This is a genomic window from Pseudomonas sp. P42, from assembly GCF_017973755.1.
GTDB classification, from domain to species: domain Bacteria; phylum Pseudomonadota; class Gammaproteobacteria; order Pseudomonadales; family Pseudomonadaceae; genus Aquipseudomonas; species Aquipseudomonas iridis.
This window is the reverse complement of the sequence record NZ_JACOPU010000003.1, coordinates 330456-347004: the sequence shown is the minus strand read 5'-3', so window position 1 is coordinate 347004 and position 16549 is coordinate 330456. Positions and strand designations below refer to the sequence as shown.

14 protein-coding genes are annotated in these 16549 nt (G+C 58.6%); 11 read left to right on the top strand and 3 right to left on the bottom strand.

What is annotated here, in order from left to right:
- Positions 1-37 precede the first annotated feature (37 nt).
- On the bottom strand, positions 38-1822 hold the full coding sequence (gene tfpB / locus H8B20_RS10955; protein WP_210623141.1) for a type IV pilus assembly ATPase TfpB: 1785 nt from the start codon (positions 1820-1822) through the stop codon (positions 38-40).
- A gap of 92 nt (positions 1823-1914) precedes the next feature.
- A complete protein-coding gene (locus tag H8B20_RS10950) occupies positions 1915-2253 on the bottom strand; it encodes a hypothetical protein (RefSeq protein WP_210623140.1) in 339 nt (112 codons plus the stop codon).
- A gap of 126 nt (positions 2254-2379) precedes the next feature.
- Here H8B20_RS10950 and H8B20_RS10945 point away from each other — a divergent pair, with 126 nt between their 5' ends.
- Positions 2380-2844 (top strand): Lrp/AsnC family transcriptional regulator, encoded by a 465-nt coding sequence (locus tag H8B20_RS10945; RefSeq protein ID WP_016983809.1) that lies wholly within the window; start codon positions 2380-2382, stop codon positions 2842-2844.
- 115 nt (positions 2845-2959) lie between these two features.
- Here the strand turns inward: H8B20_RS10945 and H8B20_RS10940 are convergent, their stop codons facing one another.
- Positions 2960-4330: a CYTH domain-containing protein gene (locus H8B20_RS10940; protein WP_210623139.1), complete on the bottom strand. Its 1371-nt coding sequence runs from the start codon at positions 4328-4330 to the stop codon at positions 2960-2962.
- Positions 4331-4485: 155 nt separating this feature from the next.
- Here H8B20_RS10940 and argE point away from each other — a divergent pair, with 155 nt between their 5' ends.
- The 10 genes from argE (at position 4486) to ssuB (ending at position 16520) form a co-directional block, all read left to right on the top strand.
- Complete coding sequence (gene argE, locus H8B20_RS10935; protein ID WP_210623138.1) at positions 4486-5640, top strand: acetylornithine deacetylase; 1155 nt, start codon at positions 4486-4488, stop codon at positions 5638-5640.
- Positions 5641-5907: 267 nt separating this feature from the next.
- Complete coding sequence (gene argA / locus H8B20_RS10930) at positions 5908-7209, top strand: amino-acid N-acetyltransferase (RefSeq protein WP_042561649.1); 1302 nt, start codon at positions 5908-5910, stop codon at positions 7207-7209.
- Between the two features lie 570 nt (positions 7210-7779).
- Positions 7780-9108, top strand: a complete 1329-nt coding sequence (locus tag H8B20_RS10925) for an OprD family porin (RefSeq protein ID WP_210623137.1) — start codon at positions 7780-7782, stop codon at positions 9106-9108.
- A 432-nt stretch (positions 9109-9540) separates the two neighbouring features.
- Positions 9541-10884, top strand: coding sequence for an OprD family porin (locus H8B20_RS10920; RefSeq protein WP_200612520.1), 1344 nt, complete (start codon positions 9541-9543; stop codon positions 10882-10884).
- A gap of 296 nt (positions 10885-11180) precedes the next feature.
- Complete coding sequence (locus tag H8B20_RS10915) at positions 11181-11819, top strand: peroxiredoxin (protein ID WP_042561646.1); 639 nt, start codon at positions 11181-11183, stop codon at positions 11817-11819.
- A 284-nt stretch (positions 11820-12103) separates the two neighbouring features.
- Positions 12104-12697, top strand: a complete 594-nt coding sequence (ssuE, locus tag H8B20_RS10910; protein WP_042561645.1) for an NADPH-dependent FMN reductase — start codon at positions 12104-12106, stop codon at positions 12695-12697.
- A gap of 89 nt (positions 12698-12786) precedes the next feature.
- The gene (locus H8B20_RS10905; RefSeq protein ID WP_210623136.1) at positions 12787-13752 is read left to right on the top strand and encodes a sulfonate ABC transporter substrate-binding protein; all 966 of its coding nucleotides are present in this window, start codon (positions 12787-12789) and stop codon (positions 13750-13752) included.
- Between the two features lie 25 nt (positions 13753-13777).
- Complete coding sequence (ssuD, locus tag H8B20_RS10900; protein ID WP_210623135.1) at positions 13778-14926, top strand: FMNH2-dependent alkanesulfonate monooxygenase; 1149 nt, start codon at positions 13778-13780, stop codon at positions 14924-14926.
- Between the two features lie 8 nt (positions 14927-14934).
- A complete protein-coding gene (gene ssuC / locus H8B20_RS10895; protein WP_003229260.1) occupies positions 14935-15717 on the top strand; it encodes an aliphatic sulfonate ABC transporter permease SsuC in 783 nt (260 codons plus the stop codon).
- Entirely contained in the window at positions 15714-16520 is an 807-nt protein-coding gene (ssuB, locus tag H8B20_RS10890; protein WP_042561642.1) for an aliphatic sulfonates ABC transporter ATP-binding protein, read from the top strand. The genes ssuC and ssuB overlap by 4 nt, the downstream gene beginning before the upstream one ends.
- The last annotated feature ends 29 nt before the right edge of the window (positions 16521-16549 follow it).

The following is a 16549-nucleotide window of genomic DNA, read 5'->3' as shown; positions in this document are numbered from 1 at the left end:
TTGGATCGTCATTTTCCCTATCCGGTTCCCTGGGCGCCTATTTCAGCTCACTTTGCGGCGTCACCCTCAGCACTTCCTCCACCGTCGTCAGCCCCGCCGCAACTTTCTGCGCGCCGGAGAGGCGCAAGCTGCGCATGCCTTCCTTGAATGCCTGGCGACGGATCGCCGTGAGGTCGGTGTCCGGGGTGATGAAGGCTTTGAGGCTGTCGCTCAGTTGCATGATTTCGTAAACCCCCGCGCGTCCGTGATAACCCGTGTCGCGACACTCCACGCAGCCGATGGCCCTTTGCGCGTTGCCCGGCAGTGGCGCCTGCCAGGGGCGGGTCAAGGTTTGCCAATCCTCCTCGTCCAGGGTCAGCGGTGCCTTGCAGTGTGGGCACAGGGTCCGCACCAGCCGTTGGGCCATGACCCCGAGCACCGTGGCCTTGATCAGGTAATGCGGCACGCCCAGTTCAAGCAACCGGCTGATCGCACTCGGCGCATCGTTGGTGTGCAAGGTCGAGAGCACCAGATGCCCGGTGAGTGCCGCCTGAATCGCCATTTCAGCGGTTTCGAGGTCGCGGATCTCGCCGATCATGATGATGTCCGGGTCCTGTCGCATCAGCGCGCGGACCCCGGCGGCGAAGCTCAGGTCGATGTTGTGTTGCACCTGCATCTGGTTGAACGCCGGCTCGACCATTTCGATCGGGTCCTCGATGGTGCAGAGGTTGACCTCCGGCGTCGCCAGTTTTTTCAGGGTGGTGTAGAGCGTGGTGGTCTTGCCCGAACCGGTGGGCCCGGTGACCAGAATGATGCCGTTGGGCTGACGGGTCATGTCCTGCCAGCGGCGCAAATCGTCGGCGGAAAACCCGAGTTGATCGAAGTCCTTGAGCAGCACATCCGGGTCGAAAATCCGCATGACCATTTTTTCGCCGAACGCGGTGGGCAGGGTCGACAGGCGCAACTCCACTTCGCCGCCGTCCGGGGTTTTGGTCTTGACCCGGCCGTCCTGGGGTTTGCGCTTTTCGGCGACGTTCATGCGCCCGAGGCTTTTCAGGCGACTGACAATCGCCATGGTTACCTGCGGCGGAAATTGATAGACGTTGTGCAACACACCGTCGATGCGAAACCGCACTGTGCCTTGCTCGCGACGCGGTTCGATATGGATATCACTGGCGCGCTGCTGGAAGGCGTACTGAAACAGCCAGTCGACGATGTTGACGATGTGCGCGTCGTTGGCGTCCGGCTCCTGATCGCTGGCGCCGAGGTTGAGCAGTTGTTCGAAGTTGCCGAGGTTGCCGTTCTGTTGATCGGCGTTACTGGCGCCGCTGACCGATTTGGCCAGGCGAAAGAACTCGACGCTGAAACGCTGGATGTCCGCCGAGTTGGCCACCACCCGCTTGATCGGCAACTTCAAGACGTGAGTCAGATCGGCTTCCCAGCCATTCACATAGGGCTGGGCGCTGGCGACCGTCACCGAGTCGCGATCAACCGCCACCGCGAGAATCTTGTGGCGCTGGGCGAAGGCGTAGGACATCAATGGGGTGATGGCGGCAACGTTGATCTTCAGCGGATCGATGCGCAGATAGGGCTGGCCGGCCTGTTGCGCCAGCCACAGGGTCAGGCTTTCAAGATCCAGATGCTTGCCCGGCCGGCTGAGGTCGTCCAGTTGCTGGCTGGCGATAAACTCCAGCGGATGCTTCTGGCCATGCGCGGCGTGGCGACGGCGGGCATTGAGCGCCTGCTCCGCCGAATCCTGGCTGATGAAGCCTTGGGCGACCAGTTCACGCAACACATCATTGAGTTCCAGCCAGCGGTCCTGAGTGGCAAGTTGAACGGACATGCGGGCTTCCTTTTAAGCGACAGTGCGCAAAAGGATAGTCGCGGCCCCGCAGACCGTTGGGCCACTACCCGACGAAGCCGTTGCCGGATTTGTCAGCCGGCCGCTTGCGCCGGTGCAGCCCACGCCGTGTCGGTGTTCTGCAGATTCACCGAACAGACGCTGATCAGGTTACGAAGTTTTTCCGCAATCACTTGCGCGCGATGCCAGCTCAGGCCGCCCATGACGAGGTCGATCGACAACAGATCATCCATTCGCTGCACGTTCACTTGCTCAGGCGTAAGAAACTGCAACGCGAACAGGTTGAGCACACGCACCAGCAGATCCGGTTCGGCCTCGGCGAGAATCTGATACTGCGCCAGGCAGTGGACGTTACTGACGTTCCAGACATCGGCGCGGGTCAGGGGGGTGTTGACGGCTTCAAGGTGCGGCATGGCGGGGCTCCAAAATCACTGGAGGAATTTTTACATTCTCTGCCGGGTATTTCTTATCTAAGATGGGCGTTATTGGTGTTTGATCAACTGGATCAATTCGCAGAATGTTCTGTTTGAGGTTTTTCTATGCACAGCGAGCTGGACAGCTACGACCGCAAGATTCTGGCTTTGCTGCAAGAGGACGCGTCGCTCTCGAGCGCGCAGATCGCGGAACAGGTGGGCTTGTCGCAATCGCCGTGCTGGCGGCGGATTCAGCGGATGAAGGAGGAGGGAATCATTCGCGGCCAGGTGACCTTGCTCGATCGCAAGAAAATCGGCCTCAACACGCAGATCTTTGCCGAGATCAAACTCAACGCCCACGGGCGTTCGAACTTCACCGAATTCACCGAAGCGATTCGCGGTTTTCCGGAGGTGCTGGAGTGTTATGTGCTGATGGGCGCGGTGGATTTTCTGTTGCGAATTGTCGCGGCAGACATCGAGGCGTATGAGCGGTTTTTCTTCGAGAAGCTGTCGCTGGTGCCGGGGATACAGGAAGTGAACTCGATTGTGGCGCTATCGGAGATCAAGTCCACAACAAGCCTGCCGGTTTGAGGTGAGGCTGCTGGCCTCATCGCTGGCAAGCCAGCTCCCACAGGTTTTGTGTTGAAACACAAATTACATTTCAACATCAAACCCTGTGGGAGCTGGCTTGCCAGCGATGGCGGTATTACATACGCAGCAGCATTTTCCACGCGCGATTCTGATAAACCGCAATCGCCTGCTGCTTGCGTGCATCAAGCAGCTCGTCAGTGATCGTCGGCTCGTTGGCCAACTGCGCCAGCTTGTTCAGCTCGCCGTACAGGCGATCCATTTCCGGGATCTCCAGTACATTGCGGGCGTGGTGCAGCCAGACCTGAATGCGCTCGATACGTGGCAGCTGTTCAGCCAGATCTTCCGGCTGCTGCTGATAGCGCTGCAATTGCAGGGCCGTGGCTTCTTCGCCGAGCAGACGCGGCAACCAGCTGTGCAACTGCGCGCCACCCTGACGGTTGCCACGCACGTTACGATCAGCCGTCCAGGTGCGAGCCAGCAACCAGCGCGAAGCCGTCAGCGAGAACAGGCCCCAGCGTGGGTCTTCCAGCTCTTCGAGGAACTGCTCCGGCGCGGCTTTGCGCACATCTTCGTCTTCGATACCCACCTGAACCAGCGGGCGCCAGTCTTCCAGCAGTGCGTCGAGGGCCACGCGCAGGTCGTGGGTTGAAGGACGCGGGGCAGCCTGGCCGAGGCTGCTGAGCAGAGCGCGCATTTCGGCGAGGTTCTCGACCCAGTCCTGTAACAAACGCCAGTGACCGTTGAAACGATATTGTTCGGCCAGACGCTGGCTGCTGCCGAGCAAATGCCAGCACAGGGCGGCGAAAGCATCGTCCAGTTGGGTTTCGACCGTCAGTTGTGGCGCCGGCAGGCTCAGCGAGTAGCTGTTGGCGTCGTACAGACGATAGCCACGCTCTGCCTTGCTGATGTCGCACGGCATCAGGGCCAGGGTTTGCGCCAGTTCAGCGGCCAGTTCCAGCAACGCTTCAGGCTCGCCTTCGCGCAGTTCCAGTTCCAGCTCACAGATTTCTTCTTTCTGTTTGCCAACCACGACATGACCCAGATCCAGCGCCGCTTCAATGACCACTTTGCTCTTGCCGCGGCCCCAGGCGATTTCGGCGCGCTCGCGGACGAAATCGGTGGTGAAGATCGGCTTCAGGGTTTTCTTGTCCAGGTCGGCCAGCGATTCTGGCCAGCATTCGCCGTCGAGTTTCTTCACGTCGAGCTTGGCTTTGGGCAGTTTCCAGTCGTACTCGTTTCGCTCGGACAGACCGGCGACACTCTGGCCACGGGTCTTGAGGGTCTGAATCACCTCATCGCCGTCCTTGCGCAGGCGCAGGGCGACTTTGGCCTGGGCCAGATCGCGCTCCGGGGTGTCGAAGTACTGGTTCATCAACTCACGGCGTTCCCAGCCACTTTTGTTGCGTTTTTTTAGAAGGGGGTGCTCGCGCAGGGCCGCGAGGGTTTCGCGGCTGACGCGGAGTTTGATTTCGGTTTCTTTCTGCATGGCCGGAAAATCCAGGATCGGGAGCGCAGCCGGGGAATATGTGGCTGCCAAGGCCGTGCAGTGTACAGGACTGATTCGTCCTACGCCCTGCGGCGGTTTATTCCTGACGCCGGATGGTTCTATGATGGACTTCAAATCGGGAGTTGGAGTCAGCGATGCCTTTGCCATCCATGCAAGACCAGTTCGCTGCGCTGATTGCCGCGCCATCGGTCAGCTGCACCCAGCCGAGCCTCGATCAGTCCAACCGCGCGGTGATCGATTTGCTCGCGGGATGGCTGGGTGATCTGGGGTTCAGCTGCGATATCCAGCAGGTCAGCCCCGGCAAATTCAATCTGCTCGCCAGTTTCGGCAGTGGCCCCGGCGGTCTGGTGCTGGCCGGGCATAGCGACACGGTGCCGTACGACGACGCCTTATGGCAGACCGATCCGCTGAAACTCACAGAAGTCGACGGCCGCTGGGTCGGTTTGGGCAGTTGCGACATGAAGGGCTTCTTCGCCCTGATCATCGAAGCCGTGCTGCCGCTGCTCGACCAGCCGTTCAAGCAACCGCTGCTGATCCTCGCCACCTGTGACGAAGAAAGCTCGATGTCCGGTGCCCGCGCGCTGGCCGAGGCTGGACGACCGCTGGGCCGCGCGGCAGTGATCGGCGAGCCGACCGGGCTCAAGCCGATTCGCATGCACAAAGGCATCATGATGGAACGCATCGACATCCTTGGGCAGAGCGGGCACTCGTCGGACCCGCGCCTGGGGCACAGCGCCCTTGAGGCCATGCATGATGCCATCGGCGAACTGCGCGGCCTGCGCCTGCTGTGGCAGCGCGAATACAACAATCCGCAATTCAGCGTGCCGCAACCGACCATGAATTTCGGCTGCATCCATGGTGGCGACAACCCCAACCGTATCTGCGGCCAGTGTTCGCTGGAGTTCGACCTGCGGCCGTTGCCGGGTATGGACCCGAAAGTCCTGCGGGCAGAGATTCTGCGCAAGCTCAACCCGGTTGCCGAGAGGCATCAGGTGAAGATCGACTACAAGCCATTGTTCCCGGAAGTGCCGCCATTTGAGCAGGACGCGGACGCCGAATTGGTGCGTATTGCCGAAAAGCTCACCGGCCACACTGCCGAAGCAGTAGCGTTCGGCACCGAAGCGCCTTATCTTCAGCGTCTTGGTTGCGAAACCATCGTACTTGGCCCCGGTGATATTGCCTGTGCGCATCAACCGGGCGAATACCTTGAAATGTCACGTTTGCAGCCTACCGTGCATCTATTGCGACAGTTGATTGAACATTACTGCCTGACCCCGGACAAACCATGATGTACCCCTGTGGGAGCGAGCCTGCTCGCAAAGCAGTCGTGTCAATCAACATTGATGTATCTGACACACCGCGTTCGCGAGCAGGCTCGCTCCCACAAGGGATCCATGTTTTACCTGACCGAACGCTGTAAATTGCCTGCAACCCAACCCGTATTCATGAGGAGAGCGCGCGTGTCGCCAAGCCTGTTCCGACGATAACCATCAGCCCGCTGTGCGTTTTCCGTTTCGCCCTTTTTTCCGGCTGCTATTTATTACAGGCCCAGGTTCATGCCCGAATACGTTAATTGGCTTCGTCACGCTTCTCCCTACATCAATGCCCACCGCGATTGCACCTTCGTCGTCATGCTGCCCGGCGACGGCGTGGATCATCCGAATTTCGGCAACATCGTCCACGACCTGGTGCTGCTGCACAGCCTCGGCGTGCGGTTGGTGCTGGTGCATGGTTCGCGCCCACAAATTGAAACCCGCCTCGCCGCCCGCGGCCTGACTCCGCATTACCACCACGGCATGCGCATCACCGATGCCGCGACCCTTGAGTGTGTGATCGATGCGGTCGGCCAGTTGCGCATCGCTATCGAAGCGCGGTTGTCGATGGACATGGCCTCGTCGCCGATGCAGGGCTCGCGCCTGCGCGTGGCCAGCGGCAACCTCGTTACCGCGCGACCAATCGGTGTACTGGAAGGTATCGACTATCACCACACCGGTGAAGTGCGCCGGGTCGACCGCAAGGGTATCAATCGTTTGCTCGATGAGCGTTCGATCGTGCTGCTGTCGCCGCTGGGCTATTCGCCGACCGGGGAAATCTTCAACCTCGCCTGCGAAGACGTCGCCACCCGCGCCGCCATCGATCTGGGTGCAGACAAATTGCTGCTGTTCGGCGCTGACCTCGGCCTGATCGACGAGAACGGCAAACTGGTGCGTGAGCTGCGTCCACAACAAGTGCCGGCGCACTTGCAGCGTCTGGGCAGCAGCAATTATCAAGCGGAACTGCTGGATGCCGCCGCCGAAGCCTGCCGAGGCGGTGTGGCGCGCAGCCACATCGTCAGTTACGTCGAGGATGGCGCACTGCTGACCGAGCTGTTCACCCGAGACGGTGGCGGCACGCTGGTTGCCCAGGAGCAATTCGAACTGGTGCGCGAGGCCGCGATTGAAGACGTCGGCGGTTTGCTTGACCTGATCAGCCCGCTGGAAGAGCAGGGGATTCTGGTACGTCGTTCGCGTGAAGTGCTGGAGCGTGAGATCGAGCAGTTCAGCGTGGTCGAGCGCGAAGGCATGATCATAGCCTGTGCGGCGCTGTATCAGATTGCCGATTCGGATGCGGGTGAACTGGCGTGTCTGGCAGTGAACCCGGAGTATCGCCATGGCCGGCGCGGCGACGAATTGCTGGAGCGCATCGAGACCCGTGCCCGTGCGCAGGGTTTGAAGACGCTGTTCGTGCTTACCACACGGACCGCGCACTGGTTCCGCGAGCGTGGTTTCGAACCGAGCAGTGTTGAGCGTCTGCCAGCGGCTCGGGCGTCGCTGTACAACTATCAACGTAATTCGAAGATCTTCGAAAAGACCCTTTGATTCATCAGGGCGTGGCGAGTGGGGGCAGGCTGCAAGGTCCCCACAGCGCGACACCTGTGCATTCCAATCTGAACCTCTCCTTCTGATTCCTCCTCGCTGAAAACCACGACTGGAATGACTTGTTTAATTCCGGCAAGAACGGCCGCTTCGCCGTGCGTGCAAAAAACCTACCGACACACAAACTGTAACAATTGATCTGGATAGTGCCCCGGGCTGGCTGCTGGGGTGATGGAACTGTTACAGGATTGCTTCAGGGCAAATGGGCCTAAACAGGCCAGCTTAATACCTTTCAGGAATTGACCGGCGCGTTGTTGTGGGCGGCACCGGAGCGCGCAAATACGGGGATAAATTCCTAAAGGGTATTAGAAAAGAAGGTGTTCATTCTTTTCAGATTCATGACGAACTCATGAACCTGCATGGACCAAAAAACCGGAGCTTAGACCATGGTCGTAGACACACAAAGTTACGATTGACTTGTGGGTCACGCTCTGGCGCTAATCGCTGACCTTTGGAACCCGGGCGTCGATCCGGGCCAGGCAAACAATAATTAGAAATGAGAGGAGCTTGACAATGAATAAGTCCACCTTGGCCGTGGCTGTGGCTTTTGGGGTATTGGCGCAGCAGGCAGGTGCCGCGGGTTTCATCGAAGACAGCAAGGCTTCCCTGAGTTCCCGCACCATGTATTTCAACAACGACAACCGTGATGGCGGCGCAGATCAGAGAGAAGCCGCGCAGGGCTTCAAGTTTGATTACCTGTCCGGTTTCACTCAAGGTACGGTCGGTTTTGGTCTTGATGTGCAGGCGCTTAGCGGTATTCACCTTGATGGTGGCCGTGGGCACCACCCAGACAATAACTCGTTCAGCCCAAGTGATTCCGACGGTTCGGCAACGCAGTCCTGGAGCCGCGTAGCGGGTAACGTCAAGGCACGTCTGTCCAAGACCGAAGCTCACCTGGGGGGCGCGCTGCAACCTAGCTTGCCGATTCTGGTTGCGAACGATAGCCGTCTGCTGCCTCAAACCTTCGAGGGTGGCACGATCACTTCCAAGGAAATCGACAACGTCACCTTCAATGCTGGTCAACTCGAGCATGCAGTGGGTCGTGCCTCGACAAACAGCACCGGCCTCGCAGTGGCTGGTGGTACGCAGGACAGCAATCAGTTCCGCTATGCCGGTGCTGACTGGAAGGTCACCAAGGATCTGACCCTGCAGTACTATCACTCGAACCTGCAGGATTATTACAAGCAGAACTTCTTCGGCCTGGTGCACGTCCTTCCGATCAGCACCAACCAATCGTTCAAGACCGACATCCGCTATTTCGACAGCAGCTCTGATGGCAAGAACGGCGACGCAGGCTACCGCTTCAATAACAACGGTGGTTATGCCAAGACTCCGGGCGAGGTCGATAACAAGACCTGGAGCGCCATGTTCACTTACACCTTGGGTGGCAACGCCTTCTTGCTCGGCCATCAACGCGTCAACGATGACGGTGGCTTCGTCTACCTGAACCAAGGCAACGTGGTCGATGGCAACGGTCGCCCAGAGGGTGCCGGTGGCGCAAGCTTCTACCTGTTCACCGACTCCATGATTAACGGTTTCGTCCGTGCCGGTGAGAACACGACCTTCGGCCAGTACTCCTATGACTTCGCAGGGCTGGGTGTACCGGGCCTCAAAGCTTCGGTCGCTTACCTGCGTGGCGATAACATCAAGGCAACGAACGGTTCCGGTAGCGACATGTCCGAGTGGGAACGAGACATGCGTATCGATTACACCGTCCAACAGGGTGCTCTCAAAGGTTTTGGTGTAACACTGCGCAATGGTGTTTATCGCGGCAGCGAAATCAATATCGCCGATCAGGATCAGACTCGCCTGATCTTCAACTACACCTACAGCTTCCTTTAACAAATCCAGAGAAAAGCCTTGCCGCTCGGCAAGGTTTTTTTTCGTGCATTTTTCTATATTCCATACTGATAGGTTATAGAAATTTTTTATTCCTTTTGTTTTTTTGGCGAAAAGCTAAATTAGGCCCCGTCCAACGCTCAAGATTCACTGCGGTGTTTTGGCATTTTCGTCCCTCGACAATCTCAAGGGTTCAGGAATCGGTGCTGAAGCCGATACCCCCAATCTGCAGTGCCTTTATATATCTCGGTGCTATGAAAAATAGTGAAACAATTCTTTTTGGGACTATGCCGGGGTATTCTTTCGCGGTTTTGACTGGGGGGGAAAGGTCCACTGCGATCAAGCGATTAAGCGATCAAGCGTTCAGGATTTCGGGCAATCGATCCGAAGCCGACAGAAGAAAAACAGAAGAATTAGATACGAGAGGAGCTTTACATGAACAAGTCCACCTTGGCCCTGGCTGTGGCCGTAGGGGTTATGGCGCAGCAGGCAGGCGCCGCCGGTTTCATCGAAGATAGCAAGGCAACTTTGGGGCTGCGTAACTTCTACATCAACACTGATAACCGTGACAGCGCAGCTGGCACGCCTGCCAGCAAAGCCAGGGGTGTTCAGAGCAAGAACGAAGAATGGGGTCAAGGCTTCGATCTTCGCTTCATTTCCGGATATACCCAAGGCACCGTAGGTTTCGGTATCGACGCTATCGGCCTGCTGGGCGTACGTCTGGATTCCGGCGGTGGCACTAACGGTGCCGCCAACGGTGCTGCTTACGGTGGTACTGTTTTTCCAAGCAAGTCCAACGGCGAAGCGGTTGATAACTACTCCAGCCTGGGCCTGACTGCCAAAGCCAAGATCTCCCAGACCGAACTGAAATTGGGCACCCTGCAGCCAAAACTGCCAGTGATCGTGACTAACGATGGTCGTCTGCTGCCGCAAACATGGCAAGGTGGTCAGATCACTTCGAACGACATCAAGGACCTGACTCTGGTCGGTGGTCAGATCGAAGCTGTGAAAGGACGTAACTCCAGCAGCAACGAGAACCTGTCCGTCGGTGGCGCGAGCCCGCGTATCGCCAACAGCAACAAGTTCATCTATGCCGGTGGTGACTACAAGATCACCAAGGACCTGACTGCCCAGTACTACTACGGCAATCTGGAAGACTTCTATAAGCAACACTTCCTGGGGCTGGTACACAACTGGGCAATCGGTCCGGGCGTATTGAAGTCTGACTTCCGTTATTTCAATAGCCGTGACGATGGTGCCAACGGACACGACAGCGCTTACTTCACCAACGGTTACTACGGTGGCGCGATCACCAAAGGTAAAGTTGACAACAACCTGTATAGCGGCTTGTTCTTGTACACCGTTGCTGGCCACACCTTTGGCGGCGGCTATCAAGTCAGCAATGGCGACAGCGACTTCCCTTGGCTGAACCAAGGCGACGGTTCGTCCAACTACACCATTACCGATATGCAAATCCAGAAGTTCGGCCGTGCTGGCGAGCGCACTTGGCAAGGTCGCTACTCGTATGACTTCGCCAAAGTAGGTGTACCTGGCCTTACCGCTGGTGTGGTTTACCTGCGTGGTGACAATATCGATTCCGCTACCGGTGACAAAACAGAGTGGGAGCGCGACCTGACCGTTGGTTACGTAGTACCGCAAGGCCCGCTGAAAAACGTTGGCGTAATGTGGAAAAACGCTATGTGGCGCAACGACATCCCAGGTCAGCGTGACCAGGATGAAAACCGCCTGATCGTCAGCTACTCGATCCCGCTGATGTAATAACGCGCTTCGAATCGCGGCTGTAAAAAAGCCCCGTCCGGCATCGCGCCGGACGGGGCTTTTGCGTTTCCGAGTCAGGCTCACCCCCGTAAGCCTTCCCCGACATTTCCCTCTTTACAGCAACTCAAGGCCTTCTCGAACCTTGCGAACGATGTTCGTCGCGATGCGGCCGGGCGTCCAGTGAACAGAAGTTTAATATTCCTAAAAAGCATACATATCTAGTTATATATTCTTTTTCATGAGCATAAAAGCCAAGCTACAGTTGAGGTCTCCACCCTCTCATCAGGAGCAGCACCATGAGCCTCAGACTCGGCGACATCGCCCCCGATTTCGAGCAAGACTCCAGCGTCGGCAAGATTCGTTTTCACGAATGGCTGGGCGATAGTTGGGGCGTGCTGTTTTCCCATCCGGCGGACTTCACCCCGGTGTGCACCACCGAGCTGGGCTTCACCGCCAAGCTCAAGGATGAATTCAGCCAGCGCGGCGTCAAGGCCATCGCGCTGTCGGTAGACCCGGTGGACTCGCATCACAAGTGGATCGAAGACATCAACGAAACCCAGAACACTGTCGTCAACTTTCCGATCCTGGCCGACGCGGATCGCAAAGTCTCGGATCTGTATGACCTGATCCACCCGAACGCCAATGACACCCTGACCGTGCGTTCGCTGTTCGTGATCGATCCGAACAAGAAGATTCGCCTGACCATCACCTATCCGGCGAGCACCGGGCGAAATTTCCACGAGATTCTGCGGGTGATCGATTCGCTGCAACTCACCGACAACTACAAAGTGGCCACCCCGGCCAACTGGCAGGACGGTGACGAAGTGGTGATCGTGCCGTCGCTCAAGGATGAAGAAGAGATCAAACAGCGCTTCCCGAAAGGCTATCGCGCCGTGAAGCCGTACCTGCGTCTGACGCCACAACCCAATCGTTAAGATAAAAAGATCGCAGCCTGCGGCAGCGCCTGCAGGGAGAAACGCAGTCCAATGCCGGCGCTGCCGAAGGCTGCGATCGTTTTGAGGCATCCACAAAGCAGGGGATTTCAGGCCGTTTCGACGGCCTTTTTTTCGTCCTGAGAAAGGTAAAACGTATATCTCCAAAATGCATAACTAAATGAATAAATATGATTTATGGATATATAAATCAACTGGTAAGGTCTCTCACATTGAAGCGAGATCGCAACCTGCGAATCGCCTGTAACACTTAAGGAATCATCTCAATGCTGGTCGTCTCACTCGGTGGCAGTCCCAGCCTGCGCTCCCGTTCTGGAGTTCTGCTGGATCGTTCGCAGCGCTGGTTGCAGCAGCAAGGGGTGGAAGTGGTGAGTTATCAGGTACGGGATTTCCCGGCCGAAGATCTGCTCCACGCTCGTTTTGATAGCCCCAAGGTGCTCGATCTTTTACAACAGATTGAAAATGCCGACGGCTTGCTGATCGCTACACCGGTTTACAAGGCCTCGTTTTCTGGCGCCCTGAAGACTGTGCTCGATCTGCTGCCCGAACGTGCCTTGAACCACAAGATTGTTTTACCGATGGCCACCGGCGGCAGCATCGCCCACATGTTGGTGGTCGATTACGCCCTCAAGCCAGTGCTGTCGGCATTAAAAGCCCAGGAAATGCTTCAGGGGATTTTCGCCGAGGACAGCCAGATCGCTTATGGCGAAGGCAGTGCCCAGGCGCAGTTGGCACCGGCGCTGGAACAGCGACTGCATGAAGCGCTGGATCAGTTTGTCAGTGCCATGGCCCGCCGGCCGAAACCGCTGGAGCCGGGCTTGTTGAACGAACGTTTGTTGAGTGCTCGCTGGAGCATTTAAGCCTCACAAGAATTTGAAGTACTCGCCTTACTCGCCCGCCAACGGGCAAGCAGGTGCAGCCAAAACCCAACTGCAAAAAGGAGAGCGCTATGCGCACTGTATTTTTGCGTCGCGGTCTGGTCGCTCTGTTTGCTGCGGCTGTGTCCTTCGGCGCCATCACTCAAGCTCAGGCCGAGACGTTAAGAATCGGTTATCAGAAGTACGGCACCCTGGTGCTGCTCAAAGCCAAGGGCACGCTGGAAAAACGTCTCGCCGCCCAAGGCGTCGACGTGCAATGGACTGAATTCCCTGGCGGCCCGCAACTGCTTGAAGGCCTGAACGTCGGTTCGATCGATTTCGGCGTGACGGGAGAAACGCCGCCGGTGTTCGCTCAAGCCGCAGGTGCCGATCTGCTCTATGTCGCTTACGAGCCGCCAGCGCCGAACAGCGAAGCGATCCTCGTGCCGAAAGACTCGCCGATCAAATCGGTGGCCGATCTCAAGGGCAAGAAAGTCGCGCTGAACAAAGGTTCCAACGTCCACTACCTGCTGGTGCGCGCACTGGAAGACGCCGGACTCAAATACACCGATATCCAAACCGTATTCCTGCCGCCGGCCGATGCTCGTGCCGCGTTCGAGCGTGGCAGCGTTGATGCCTGGGTCATCTGGGATCCGTATCAGGCGGCCGCCGAGAAACAGCTGCAAGCGCACACCCTGCGCGACGGCAAAGGCATCGTCGACAACCACCAGTTCTACCTCGCAACCAAACCTTACGCACAGAAAAATCCCGAGGTGATCAAGACTCTCGTCGAAGAAGTGCGCGCGGTCGGCGAGTGGTCCAAAGCCAATCCTGAAGACGTGACCCAACAGGTCGCGCCGCTGCTCGGCCTGCCGGCGGACATCACCCTGACCTCGGTCAAACGCCAGGGCTACGGTGCGCTGTTCCTGACCCCGGAAGTGATCGCCGCACAACAGAAAATCGCTGACACGTTCTTCCAGCTCAAACTGATTCCCAAGCCTTTGAGCATCAAGGATGTGATCTGGACACCACCGTCCGCTGTGGCCAAAGCACAGTAATTCGAATTCCCAAGGAGACGACTCCATGAGCCTCAATATCTTCTGGTTCCTGCCTACCCACGGCGACGGCCATTACCTTGGCACCTCCGAAGGCGCCCGCGCTGTCGATCACGGGTATCTGCAACAGGTCGCGCAAGCAGCGGATCGTCTGGGTTTTGGCGGTGTGCTGATTCCTACCGGCCGCTCTTGCGAAGACTCCTGGCTGGTGGCGGCGTCGCTGATCCCGGTGACCCAGCGTCTGAAGTTTTTGGTCGCCCTGCGCCCGGGGATCATCTCCCCGACGGTGGCGGCGCGTCAGGCCGCAACGCTGGATCGCCTGTCTGGCGGGCGGGCGCTGTTCAATCTGGTGACCGGTGGTGATCCGGAAGAATTGGCCGGTGACGGTCTGTTCCTCAGTCACGAGGAGCGCTATCAAGCCTCGGTGGAATTCACCCGCATCTGGCGCCGTGTGCTGGAAGGCGAAACCGTTGATTACGATGGTCAGCACATCAGCGTGAAGGGCGCCAAGTTGCTCTATCCGCCGATCCAGCAGCCGCGTCCGCCGCTGTACTTTGGTGGTTCCTCGGAAGCGGCGCAGGATTTGGCTGCCGAACAGGTCGAAATGGTTCTGACCTGGGGCGAGCCGCCCGCAGCGGTGGCGGAGAAAATCGAACAGGTGCGCGCCAAAGCCGCCAAGCTCGGACGCACCGTGCGCTTCGGCATTCGTCTGCATGTGATCGTCCGTGAAACCAATGATGAAGCCTGGCAGGCGGCGGATCGTCTGATCTCGCATCTTGACGATGACACCATCGCCCGTGCTCAAGCTTCGCTGGCGCGTTTCGATTCGGTCGGCCAGCAACGCATGGCCGCATTGCACGGCGGCAGTCGCGACAACCTGGAAGTCAGTCCCAACCTGTGGGCTGGCGTCGGGCTGGTGCGCGGCGGTGCCGGGACGGCGTTGGTTGGCGACGGTCCGACCGTGGCCGCTCGGGTGAAGGAATACGCGGATCTGGGCATCGACACCTTCATCTTCTCCGGTTATCCACACCTCGAAGAGTCGTACCGCGTCGCCGAATTGCTGTTCCCGCACCTCGACATCGAGCGCCCGGAACTGCCGAAAAACGCCGGTTATGTCAGCCCGTTCGGCGAGATGGTCGCCAACGACATCCTTCCCAAAGCCGCGTCGCAGAGCTGAGGCGCGCCATGAAGAAAATCATCCACAGCCTCGCGCCTTGGGCGTTGCCGGTGTTGCTGCTGGCGGTGTGGCAGTTGTCGGTGTCGGCGGGCTGGTTGTCGACACGGATTCTGCCGGCACCGGTGGCGGTGATCGAGGCCGGCGTGAGTCTGGTGCGCAGTGGTGAAATCTGGACGCACCTGGCAATCAGCGGCTGGCGCGCCGCGCTGGGCTTCACCATCGGCGGCAGCATCGGTCTGGTGTTGGGCTTCATCACCGGTCTGTCGAAGTGGGGCGAACGCTTGCTCGACAGTTCGGTGCAGATGATTCGCAACGTGCCGCATCTGGCACTGATTCCGCTGGTGATTCTGTGGTTTGGTATCGACGAGTCGGCGAAGATTTTTCTGGTGGCGTTGGGCACGCTGTTCCCGATCTACCTCAACACCTATCACGGCATCCGCAACGTCGATCCCGCGCTGGTCGAGATGGCGCGCAGTTATGGATTGAGCGGTTTCAGCCTGTTCTGGCAGGTGATTCTGCCGGGAGCGTTGCCTTCGATTCTGGTCGGTGTGCGCTTCGCCCTGGGCTTTATGTGGCTGACGCTGATCGTCGCCGAAACCATTTCTGCCAGCTCCGGCATCGGCTATCTGGCGATGAATGCCCGGGAGTTTTTGCAGACCGACGTGGTGGTGCTGGCCATCCTGCTTTACGCGGTGCTCGGCAAACTCGCCGACCTTGCGGCGCGTGGACTTGAACGTGTGTGGCTGCGCTGGCATCCGGCCTATCAGGTTGCCAAAGGAGGTGCAGCATGACCGCTCAACAACCTCCACGCCTGCTGCGCGGGATTCCGCTGGCAGTGCGCAACCTGCAAAAAACCTTCGGCGCACGGCAAGTACTGCGCGACATCGACCTGCACATTCCGGCGGGGCAATTCGTCGCCGTGGTCGGGCGTAGCGGTTGTGGCAAGAGCACCTTGCTGCGCTTGCTCGCCGGCCTCGATCAGCCAACTGGCGGTGACTTGCTGGCTGGCGCCGCGCCACTGAGTGATGCGCGGGAAGACACGCGTTTGATGTTTCAGGAATCCCGTTTGTTGCCGTGGAAAAAGATCATCGACAACGTCGGTCTCGGGCTCAAAGGCAACTGGCGTCCGCAAGCGTTGGCTGCACTGGAAGCGGTCGGCCTGGCGGACCGTGCCAATGAATGGCCGGCGGCTTTGTCCGGTGGTCAGAAGCAGCGTGTTGCTCTGGCCCGAGCCTTGATTCACAAGCCGCGTCTGCTGTTGCTCGACGAACCGCTCGGCGCGCTGGACGCGCTGACCCGCATCGAGATGCAGCAACTGATCGAACGCCTTTGGCAGCAGCACGGTTTCACGGTGTTGCTGGTCACCCACGACGTCAGCGAAGCGGTCGCGATTGCCGACCGGGTGATTCTGATCGAGGACGGTGAAGTCGGTCTAGACCTGCATGTCGAGTTGCCGCGGCCGCGAGTGCGTGGTTCGCATCGACTGGCGGCGCTGGAGACCGAAGTGCTCAACCGTGTTCTGTCCCTGCCCGGCGAACCGCCGGCGCCGGAACCCGTTTCACCCTTGCCTACGCAGTTGCGTTGGGCGCAATGAAGCAGCTGCGAGCCTCAAGCTACAAGCTA